Source organism: Sessilibacter sp. MAH3 (assembly GCF_054658275.1).
On the sequence record NZ_BAAGIE010000036.1, the window covers coordinates 1 to 10,757 of the forward strand.

11 protein-coding genes are annotated in these 10,757 nt (G+C 42.2%); 2 read left to right on the plus strand and 9 right to left on the minus strand.

Annotated elements, in window-relative coordinates; genetic code table 11:
* Positions 1–150: 150 nt before the first annotated feature.
* The 7 genes from ACYQ2C_RS16650 to ACYQ2C_RS16680 form a co-directional block, all read right to left on the minus strand.
* A complete protein-coding gene (locus ACYQ2C_RS16650) occupies positions 151–384 on the minus strand; it encodes a hypothetical protein (protein ID WP_460052512.1) in 234 nt (77 codons plus the stop codon).
* Positions 377–853 carry a Tse2 family ADP-ribosyltransferase toxin gene (locus ACYQ2C_RS16655; RefSeq protein ID WP_460052513.1) on the minus strand — a complete coding sequence of 159 codons (477 nt, stop codon included), beginning with the start codon at positions 851–853 and terminating at the stop codon, positions 377–379. The genes ACYQ2C_RS16650 and ACYQ2C_RS16655 overlap by 8 nt, the downstream gene beginning before the upstream one ends.
* Before the next feature lie 473 nt (positions 854–1,326).
* Positions 1,327–2,268, minus strand: coding sequence for a serine protease family protein (locus tag ACYQ2C_RS16660; protein WP_460052514.1), 942 nt, complete (start codon positions 2,266–2,268; stop codon positions 1,327–1,329).
* A gap of 90 nt (positions 2,269–2,358) precedes the next feature.
* Positions 2,359–3,123 (minus strand): hypothetical protein, encoded by a 765-nt coding sequence (locus tag ACYQ2C_RS16665; RefSeq protein WP_460052516.1) that lies wholly within the window; start codon positions 3,121–3,123, stop codon positions 2,359–2,361.
* A gap of 595 nt (positions 3,124–3,718) precedes the next feature.
* Positions 3,719–4,507 (minus strand): IclR family transcriptional regulator, encoded by a 789-nt coding sequence (locus ACYQ2C_RS16670; protein WP_460052517.1) that lies wholly within the window; start codon positions 4,505–4,507, stop codon positions 3,719–3,721.
* 154 nt (positions 4,508–4,661) lie between these two features.
* Complete coding sequence (locus ACYQ2C_RS16675) at positions 4,662–6,164, minus strand: CoA-acylating methylmalonate-semialdehyde dehydrogenase (RefSeq protein WP_460052519.1); 1,503 nt, start codon at positions 6,162–6,164, stop codon at positions 4,662–4,664.
* A 4-nt stretch (positions 6,165–6,168) separates the two neighbouring features.
* The gene (locus ACYQ2C_RS16680; RefSeq protein WP_460052520.1) at positions 6,169–7,347 is read right to left on the minus strand and encodes an iron-containing alcohol dehydrogenase; all 1,179 of its coding nucleotides are present in this window, start codon (positions 7,345–7,347) and stop codon (positions 6,169–6,171) included.
* Positions 7,348–7,608: 261 nt separating this feature from the next.
* Between ACYQ2C_RS16680 and ACYQ2C_RS16685 the strand changes: the two genes are divergently transcribed.
* Positions 7,609–7,986 (plus strand): hypothetical protein, encoded by a 378-nt coding sequence (locus ACYQ2C_RS16685; protein ID WP_460052522.1) that lies wholly within the window; start codon positions 7,609–7,611, stop codon positions 7,984–7,986.
* A complete protein-coding gene (locus ACYQ2C_RS16690) occupies positions 7,986–8,177 on the plus strand; it encodes a helix-turn-helix transcriptional regulator (protein WP_460052523.1) in 192 nt (63 codons plus the stop codon). Before ACYQ2C_RS16685 ends, ACYQ2C_RS16690 begins: the two co-directional genes overlap by 1 nt.
* 23 nt (positions 8,178–8,200) lie before the next feature.
* Here the strand turns inward: ACYQ2C_RS16690 and ACYQ2C_RS16695 are convergent, their stop codons facing one another.
* Both ACYQ2C_RS16695 and ACYQ2C_RS16700 read right to left on the minus strand, forming a co-directional pair.
* Positions 8,201–8,755 carry an SRPBCC family protein gene (locus tag ACYQ2C_RS16695; protein WP_460052524.1) on the minus strand — a complete coding sequence of 185 codons (555 nt, stop codon included), beginning with the start codon at positions 8,753–8,755 and terminating at the stop codon, positions 8,201–8,203.
* Positions 8,756–9,027: 272 nt separating this feature from the next.
* Positions 9,028–10,566 carry a methyl-accepting chemotaxis protein gene (locus ACYQ2C_RS16700; RefSeq protein ID WP_460052525.1) on the minus strand — a complete coding sequence of 513 codons (1,539 nt, stop codon included), beginning with the start codon at positions 10,564–10,566 and terminating at the stop codon, positions 9,028–9,030.
* Positions 10,567–10,757: the final 191 nt, after the last annotated feature.

The window sequence follows — 10,757 nt, forward strand, 5'->3', positions numbered from 1 at the left end:
CACCAGCTGAAGTTGAGAAAGCATTTAAATGATAAAAACCTCCTACAGGGTGGTATGAAAATAATTGACCACTACAAGTGCCATTCTTGCTCCTTGAGTTATGACGTTCAAAGCAGGCGCGCGCTTTTTATCGTTGCCTGGCTTTTCTTGTTACAAATTTTTTTTAATCAAAGATTCATACTCAGGGTAATTACTCCCAGAAGAACGCTTAGACATATAAACTTCTTTGAGATTTTCAGCTGCTTGATCATAAGACAGTAGTAACTCTTGAATTTCGCCCTTATCCTTAACTGTTTCTGATGCAAGTAGCCCTTCAAAGTACTCAATTTGTTTTTGAACAGATTGTATACTAACCAAAATCGTTGATAATTCTAATTCAGCCATTGCTTAACTTCCTTTTCTGAGACTCAGCATTCCGCGCAAGCGCATCCAAAAGCTGGATAAACTGGAATTTAGGCATGTCATAATTGGGGCTGATGGAGTAGTGAGTAGCATTAAATCTTTTATTATAGTTATCCTTTGTGATAATCAGACCATTTGGTATTTCCGTACCTACTGGTATTTCGAAGTATGTCCAGTTGTTTTCTCCGAATGCACCGGGGCGGTCAAACAATGATGTTCCCTGGCCTAGGACGGATTTCACCATTTCCGTGCCACTTGCCAACTTGACAACCTCAATGTCCGGGGCTCGTAACACACCAGCTCTTATTTCCCGCTCTTCAAAATCTGGATAAAATGGGTTTTTACTTTTCGCGCTTTTATGAAGAGATCGCCAAAGATATAGCTTTAAATTGCCGACATAAATACGATCTAGCTGGCCTTTCGATATTAGCAATTTTTCGATAGTTTTCATTACTAATTCCCCTTAGTGTTTTTATTTTTAACGCTTTGCTTTGCGGCGTGCGACAGCGCGTCCGGTGAAGGCCATGTCTTTTGTGGCCGGAACGAATAAGAACAACTTGTTAGAACAAGTACAATAGTAACTATTATGCAGCGCTAAAAGTGTACTACCAAACATTTGGGTTACCTTACTTTATGCGACCAAATTTACCAAATTAAGCCTCGGAAAACGAAACTACTAGACTTTACATATCCACTTTGATAATCAAAACCGCGACGAGCAAAACTGCCTAGCGTGAAGTTACCTTTTACTAAAAATTAGCTACCACAATTTAGTACTTTACTTAAAAACACCAAGAGGGAGAACCTTCAGTTTGCATAAAACCTAAAATTTACAACTGATAAAACGCTAGAATAGTTATAATGCTCACGTTAAAAACCAAATGATGAGTAGCTCAAGACTAACAAAGTGTTATGATTGTAATGCTAGATGTTAATGTCCTTAAATTTAGGATCAAACCGCACCATGTATTCAAATAAACTTTTTGCTAGATCTTCCAGAGGTGGAGGATTTAATACGACAGGATCAACAACTGTAGAACTACTATCTTGATAATTGAGCAAGGCATCAATAAAAATGTAGCTAGGGATGAATCTGCATATATTGTCTCCTGCGGTAACCGGTATGCCTGCCAGTTTTATCTGATTGGCCTTTGGTTGAACGTTATAAACTGCACCGCCACTCATACCATTTACATTTTCATGCCGGACATCACTTTCTACCATTTCGAATGAGATGAAGCCAACATCTCTATCCATAACATAAGTGCCAGGGATTGTGTGTCTTGCTATGGATGTCGTATGAGTAATATCGTCACTTACAGGTGTAAAATCAAAGGTATTTCTCTCGAATGGATACCCAGTCACCAAAAGATATTGCCCTTCAAAATAATCTTTTTTTGTAAGTACACTTGTCGCTCCCTTAATCTCAATATAATGATCTGGAAAATGATGTTTACCCGGATAAAAAAGCTCAATGAGGCATACATCTGAAACATCAATATATTCAACATCTAATGAAACTAGCTCTCCTATATTCCAAATCTTCTTTGGCATTAAAAAGTCATGAAGGGACTCCCACTTTCCTTGAAGTTTTGAAGTGATCCAAAATGCAGATTCGTTCTGAAAATCTCCTCGGATATTGTTTTTTATAACATGCCTTGCTGTTAGTAGAAAGAATGTATTGTTGTAACGAATTAAAACACCGCTGCCACTGCCATACATTTGATCTACATGAAAGAAACCTCTTTCTACTACTGACGCATTTAGATGATTGAAGAAAACCCTTCTGGTTGACTTTGCAATATTAGATAAACTTGCCTTTACTATATAGCTATTTAACTTCTTTTTTATACGGCCATTTTTCATTTTAAAAATAAAGACATAATAAGCGGCGATCCACGTAGTGGTGAGTCCAAAGCAAAAACACTGTTTTTGTTTTGGCGTTTGAGCGGCTTGTCAGTAATTCTTAGCATTGATGTAAGCACAGATGAATTTTCGGGACATATCAATTATTAAACTTTGAGCTTCATCATAGTTGTTAATGATGCGTTTTGGTGGTGTGTTACTACTAGCCCCATGTCGAGAATTGAGGCCGATAATGCTCATATTATTGCAAGCTGCGGTAAATCTCTTAATATCATTTTGATCGGCGAAAGCAGATGTATCTAATGCTGCGTCTCCGGCGTAGGTATTTACGCAGTCAAAAATTTTATAAAGCGTACCCCAAGACAGTATTTTTTCAATTGGAGTATTTGTAGATAACATGCCTACAAGAAAGAGTATATTTCTAACAGCTTCGTCTGACTTTGAAAGATAAAGAAGGTAAGAGGAGAGCCTTTGCTTGGGATCTCTACGCCGTGCTGGCCTAGGCGCGTTTTCGCTGCCGGCCTTAAAAGGGTATTCCTCTACGGGAGCATTAAACTGATGCGAAGAATTATTCCCATTAAGATTGTGAAACCCATGAAAAGATATTGGCATAAAATCGCAATTTCCCCACTCTAAACGAAGAGCCCCATTTAAAAGAAGCTGGAGGCTGAACAATCTTGTCCCAACATCCTGCCCATCCGTGAGCACATCAATATGTGGAGAAAAGGCAGAAAATTGCATTCCGCAATGATCTTCATTCTTGTAGGAAAGGTAAATATCATCTCCCGGAAAATGATCCGACAAACTTGGGTAGTATGAGCCTGCTTCAACATGGATTTCCCAGTTGTGAATCATCTTTGATCATTCCTAACAGTTAATGATTTACTTAACGACGTTTTCCCAAAGCTACCGTCATAGAGGTACCTATTTGGGGAGATTTTTTAAAGCTATCTTGAAACCTTTGTTGCGTCAACGTTTCAGTTTGTTTGGCGCGAATATCATTTTTTGTGTTTTTCAGGCGTTAATTTTTATACCTAAATTGATGGGTTTTTATACTTGGTAAAATATTTTTAACTAATGAAATAATCGACTGTTTAATTAGGTTTTGAAATTAAATTATTTGTATTGAAATTTAAATGTTTTATTGCAGTGGTTATGCAGGTGAATTACTTATTTTATTTTACGATAGGTAGTTGGTTTGCTATTAATTGCAATTTCTGTTTAATGATGAAGTTTTAAGGATTCTATTTCTTGTTGGAGTTGCACAAGGTCTTTGTGCTTTATTTTATTTAATAGATATTCTTTTAAAAACGGTAAGCAAAGGATGGATACTAAAAATGCGCCGCCAATACTGGTTATTATGTTTTATATTAGCGATAGTGTTTCAGAGGGTGACATGTTAATTTCCTAGTAATTACTAGGAAATTATGCGGTTGAATGTTTTGCTCTACTACTGATCAATATCCCAGCTGTCTTCTTCTTCCAACAAATGTGTAATTTCTTCGGCGGCTTGTTTTAAAACGGGCGCCAGTTGTTGTATTTCTTCTAACGATTTTCGTATTACGGGTGCGTGGCAAAATAAGGATGCGTGAAATTTGTCGTTAACATTGATGGCAACGGAGCAGGCAACCATGCCGTCAACAAATTCTTCGTTATCGATGGCAAGACCGGTTTTTTGAATGTTTAAAATATCTTCTAAAAGCCGTGACGGGTCGGTAATGGTATTTCTTGCGCGGCGCTCAAGAGGTAGGTTTTCTACTACGCGTTTTAATTTTGCCATGGGCAGTTGGCTTAAATAGGTTTTACCACCGGCGGAGCAGTACATGGGTACGCGACTGCCAATAGGTAGGTAGACTTGCAATGGCCAGTTGGCTTGTACGCGGTCGTAATAAATCATTTCGGTGCCGTCTGGCAAAGAAATTCCACAGGTTTCACCAATGGTTGCGGCGAGTTTTTCTAAAATAGACCGGCGTTGGGTTTTGTATTTGGCGCTGGCCAATACGCCCAAGGCAATATCGCTTAAACGTTTTGCCGGTACTAAGTTGCCACGCATGTTGGTTTGAATAAATCCCTCGGCTTCTAGTGTTTGCACGAGTCTGTGTGCAGAGGCTTTAGGAATTTCTAGCTCGTGAGAAATATCGGTTGCAGAAAGAGGGCGTTCGGCTTTGGCGATGGCTTCAATAATTTCCAGTACGCGGGTAATGGAAGAGCCTTTTTCTCGGGACGTTTTATCGGTCATTTCTTTCTCAGATTAATTCTGATGTGTAACGGTTTGGATAATAGAAAGCAGTTATTACGCAATACTAAAACGTATTTTAAGATTAAATGCGATTAATTTTTTTGCAGATAAAAATCGGCCCAGAATTACTGGGCCAATTTAACGCTAGGTTAATTTATTTCATGGTTGGCATATTAAAATCTGCGCCAGCACGAATACCGGTTGGCCAGCGTTTGGTGATGGTTTTCATGCGGGTAAAGAAGCGAACGCCATCTGGGCCGTGCATGTGCAGTGGGCCAAATATAGAGCGTTTCCAACCACCAAAACAGTGGAATGCCATAGGCACAGGAATGGGTACGTTAACGCCAACCATGCCTGCTTTTACGTTTTCTTCAAATTGACGTGCGGTATCGCCGTCGCGAGTGAAGATTGATGTGCCGTTGCCAAATTCGTGATCGTTAATCAGTTGCAAGGCTTCATCAAAGTCTTTGGCTCTTACCACGCAAAGTACTGGGCCAAAAATTTCTTCTTGGTAAACGCGCATGTTTTTGGTGACCTTATCAAATAAGGTTGGGCCAACAAAGAAGCCGTTTTCGTAACCGTCTACGGTGAAGTTGCGGCCATCAACCACTAAATCTGCGCCTTCTTCTGCACCTAAATCAATGTAAGACAGTACCTTTTCTTGATGGGCTTTGGTAACGACTGGTCCCATGTGTGGTTCTGGTGTTACACCGGTACCAGCGCCAACTTTCATCTGTGCGATTTCGTCTTTAAGGCTGGTAATTAGGTTGTCGGCAACATCGTCACCCACGCAAACCGCCACAGAGATTGCCATGCAACGCTCGCCCGCAGAGCCGTAGGCTGCGCCCATAAGAGATTTTACGACCTGATCTGGATCGGCATCCGGCATGATTACCATGTGGTTTTTGGCACCACCCAGTGCTTGGGCGCGTTTGCCATTGGCCGATGCGGTGCTGTAAACGTATTCGGCGATGGGTGTTGAGCCAACAAAGCTTACGGCTTGCACGCGTGGATCGGTCAGTAATACGTCTACGCTTTCTTTGTCGCCATTCACAACGTTGAATACGCCCGCAGGTAAACCGGCTTCGGCCAGTAATTCGGCTAAATACAAGGTTGAGCTAGGATCTTTTTCAGACGGTTTCATCACAAAAGTGTTACCGCAGGCGATTGCTACTGGGAACATCCACATGGGTACCATCACCGGAAAGTTAAACGGTGAAATACCCGCGCAAACACCTAAGGGTTGCATTAGGGTGTTGGAATCGATGCCACTGCCTACGTTTAAGGAGTATTCGCCCTTGGATGCGTGCGGAATGCCACAGGCAAATTCAACCACTTCTAGGCCACGGGTGATTTCGCCTTGGGCATCCGAAAATACTTTGCCGTGTTCTATAGAAATAAGCTCGGCAAGCTTGTCGCGGTTGTCTTCAACCAAGGCTTTAAATTTAAATAAAACGCGCGCCCGAATTACCGCTGGGGTTTTTGACCATTCAGCAAACGCTGCTTCGGCAACGCCAATGGCAGCTTGGGTTTCTGCTACGGTCGATAGCGCAACTTCGGCGATTTGCTCGCCAGTAGCCGGGTTATAGACGGGGCTTTTTTTGCTGGATTGACTTAGGGTAGCTTCGTTATTAATAAAATTGCTAAGGGTTTTCATGGGATTACTCCTGATTCCAAACTTGTTCGTAAAGCGCCACCATCTCGTCGATGCTTGGTACTCTAGGGTTGTTAGACGGTGAGCCAGAGGCGAGTGCTTGTTCTGCCATTAGTGTTCGTAATTCAAAAAAGCGCGTTTTATCGGCGCCAAATTCTGCAAGGCTGGGTACCGATAATTCTTCATTAAGTTGCTTAAGTTCTGTGAGTAACTTTTGATTGGCAAGTTCATCGCTATCCTGTTGTGTCGCAATGCCCATAGCTCTGGCGCAATCGGCATAGCGCTGCGGTGCCGCCGAAATAGAAAACGCTGTAATTGCCGGTAGCAACATAGCGTTCGACAGGCCATGCGGCACATGGAAAAACGCACCAATAGGGCGGCTCATGCCGTGCACCAAGGCTACCGAAGCATTCGAAAATGCAATACCTGCCAAAGTTGCCCCCATCATCATGGCTTCGCGGGCGGGGCGATTACCGGGTTGGAAATACGCCGTACGCAAGTTTGGCCCAATTAAACGCATGGCTGCCAGCGCTTGTTGATCACTGAACACATTGGCCTTGCGACTCACGTAAGCTTCCATCGCATGGGTAAGCGCGTCTATACCGGTATCGGCGGTGACTCTGGGCGGTGCGCTCATGGTTAATTCAAAATCGATTAATGCGGCAATGGGCATAAAGCCAATACCAGCACAAAGCATTTTTTCGTCGTTTTTATCGTCGGTAATGATGGTAAATCGCGTCGCTTCAGAGCCCGTTCCGGCGGTGGTAGGAATGGCAATAACCGGTAAGCCCGGCTCGGCAACGTCGCGCGGGAATTTATAGTCACGCATGGTGCCGCCAAATTTCGCCAATATGCCAATTGCTTTGGCGGAATCAATTGGGCTGCCGCCACCGAGCGCAACTATGCAGTCAAAGGGCGCGCCGTCGATGCCGGTTCTGGCGATTTCAACACCAGCAATAATGGAATCTTCGGTAGGCTCGGGCACTGTGTCATCAAACACCGCGTAGGTAAGGTCGTTCTCAGATAGCAAGGTGCCAAGGGTTTCGACATAACCCAAAGATACCATCACTTTATCGGTAACGATTAACGGTCTTTGGCAGCCAAAGGCTTTCAGTATTGCCGGTAATTCTTTGGACGCGCCAGCACCACTTTGCATGACTCGTGGGAGTATCAGTCGACTGGTCATAGAGTTTACTCTGCTGATGTTTTTATTTTTATAAACTGAGACCTGATGTCTCGTTAAAAGACTTTTTACGCGTGTATTCTTATGGAGTCAACTCCTAAGTTGAGATTAAAAGTCTCATTTAATTCTATTTTTTAACTAACTACTGAAAATACCCGATCAAATGTCAAGTTAGCTTGACATGAAAGAAGATTATTCATACTGTGTGTCAAGCTTGCTTTACATCAATGGATTAATATTGGCTGGTTAGAAAAGAGGATGGTTATGCTGTATTCAAAAAAACAGGCCGTAGAATTTGGCGTTAGTATCGCGTTGTACACTGTGATGTTAATGATCAGCCTGACCTTATTGCCGAGCTTTAGCGATAGCCCGTGGCGATATGTAATTGCCGTATTACCGATTATTCCGGCCATTATGGTAACGGTTGCTGTGTTGCGGGGGTTAAAACAACTGGACGAGATGCAAAAACACATTCAGTTAATGAGTTTTGCCATAAGCTTTGTGATTGTGGGTCTTACTACGTTTACCTACGGTTTTTTAGAAAATACCGGTTTGCCGCACATTCCTTATGTGTGGATATTTCCTTTTATGATTGTGAGCTGGGGATTGACCACGCCTCTGGTGAGCAGGTTGTACCAGTAATGAAAAATGTTTTAAAAGAGCTAAGAGCCGAACGATCGATTTCTCAGGCAGAATTGGCCAGCGTGTTGGGGGTGTCTCGACAAACCGTTAATGCGCTAGAAAACGGTAAGTATGATCCGAGCCTACCGCTGGCTTTTAAAATATCGCAGTATTTTAATTTAAAAATAGAAGATATTTTTTCACCGGATTAACGCAGCATGAATCCGGTGATTAATCACAGGTTCTTTGAATCTTGATCACTGTCTTGTTTAGACTCTGCCAATTCGCGCATTTTATTCATTACCAAAATAATGTCGCCCTTAAAAGGCCCTTCTAGAAATAGAGTAAACAACCACGCCAGCGAACCCTGAAAAACCACCTCGTGGGTAAAGGTAGTAGTGCTGTCTTCAGAAGGTTCAAAATAACGTTTTAACAATACCGTTTGATAGAGCGGTAGCTTTAGCTCTTCTTCAAACGACACGCCGGGTTGAATATTTTTTAATTCGAACTTAGTGCGCGAGGGTGTGCCCTTGCCTTTTAAATAGCCAATGGCTCCGTTTTCAAATTCATAACCGTCTTCTAGGTACGAATAAATTAATCGCTCATCAAAAGATTTCCAGTTTTCTACGTCGTACCATAATTGCCAGATGGTTTCTTTACTGGCGGTAGTGGTTACTGAATATTTAAAAGCGTAGCCGGGCAAATCTACAATTTGGTCTTTAGCATTCGGCTCTGCAACAAGAGTCATAGGTAAACACAGTAATAGCACAGTTAATAATCGAGTAGTCATTGTTAATCCTCAGTTGCCGAGCATTGTAACCATCTTACGATTATCAAAACCGATAAAGCTATGCTAAAAGTTTAAAATTGTGAACGCTGCGTTTTCTATACAAAGAGGCAAAAACAGATGATTTTGGGTGGAAATGAATTTAGGAAAGTTGATTTTGGGAACAATTGTTTTAGTGTTAAAAAAACAATGAGACGTGGAGGTAAACCGAGCAGTTTTTTAGAGCCTGCTCGCACTTGATTCAAATAGAGATGAGTTAATCAGAGGTTTTAAAGTTAACAACAAAAGCGACCGCTTGTTTCTGCTAACGCGCGCGACATGCGATCGATTTTATCGGCAACCTCGCGGGTATTTTGAATATTTCCAATGCCTTCCTGCGCAATATCGTGCAAGGTATTTATGTTTTTGGTAATTTCGTCAGTTACAGAGCTTTGTTGCTCGGTAGCAGAGGCGATCTGATAAATCATTTCGCTGCCTTTATTAATGGCTTGTTCAACCGTAACTAATGCGGCTTGAATGGTCTCAGACATCGCCAATACATTCGACATTTGATCAGAGCCTGCACGCATTGCACCTACGGCTTCTTCTACACCGCCTTTTAGACCGCCAATCATGCGTTGAATGTCTTCGGTGGATTGCTGGGTGCGACTGGCTAGGGTGCGAACTTCATCGGCAACCACCGCAAAACCGCGGCCTTGTTCCCCGGCTCGCGCCGCTTCGATGGCTGCATTCAAAGCCAGTAGATTGGTTTGCTCGGCGATACCACGAATCACGTCTAAAACGCTGGCGATGTTCATGGATTCGTCGGCAAGTTTTGCAATTACCTGTGCGGCATTATTTACCGAGTTCGATAAATTATTTACGCTCACAACGGTATCATCCACAATGGTTCGACTTTCTGTGGCCTTATCGCGCGCATTTTGAGTTTCTGATAAAGCCGATTGTGAATTGCCCGCTACCTCGTGCACAGCATGACTCAGCTCGGTAACCGCAGAGGCGATTTGCTCTAGATTTTTATTTTGAGTTGAAGTCATTCGCTCGCTTTGTATCGTCGAGCCGTTAAGCGAATTTGAGGTATGTTCTAACTCTTCCGAGTCATTCTGAATCATTTTAATTAAATGCTGTAATTTTCCCATTAACGAGTTGAAAGCTCTAGCTAATACGGCTAATTCGTCTTTGCCACGGTCATCAAGACGACCGCGTAAATCGCCATCACCTTGACTGATTTGATCGATAACATTGATCAGCGTATTTAGACGTACAGTAATTAATTTAGGTGATAGATAAATGCTTGCAGCAACGGCAAACAAAACAATACACATAGCGGTTATGAGAATAATCTCTTGATTATTGGTACTTTTAGCCACGCCATTGGCAACTTCTTCAGAAATATTTTTTACCACTTCAACGCTTACGTCGTAATGTCTGCGTAATATTTCAAAAAGCGTTTTTGCTTCACGGGTATTTAGTTCCTGCGCTTGGCGAGTAGAACCTTTTTCGGCTAGGCTTATTACCTGACTGGCTTTTTCGTACCAGGCTTTGTAGTCTCTTTCAAAAGTAGCGATAGACGATTCAATTTCAGGGTGGTCTTTCATTAAGCCGCGCATTTTATTCATGCGATCGTAGGCTTGTTGAGCGTTTTCTTCAAAATCTGCTTTTTCAGCTGCGGCAGAATTTCTATCACCCAAACCCATTAACGCAATAAAGTTTTGTGTTGCCGTCAGGGATTGATACAAATCTCTGTCGGCATTTAAACCAAGCTCGATAGAATCAATAAAAACTGAGGCTATTTCATTGTTATCTTCGGCGATCATTAAGCTGCTTCTAATGCAATATGCAGATAACAGTATAACGAGTATTCCGATTGCAACCGAAGGAATAGCCAGTTTAGTTTGAAAGTTTAGATTATTGAGTAGAGACATCATAACCGTATTTGTTTAGGCCACGTTATTCTTAGGGATAACTAAAAATATAGCCGATGCGCTAATGAATGCTCGTCCGCGGA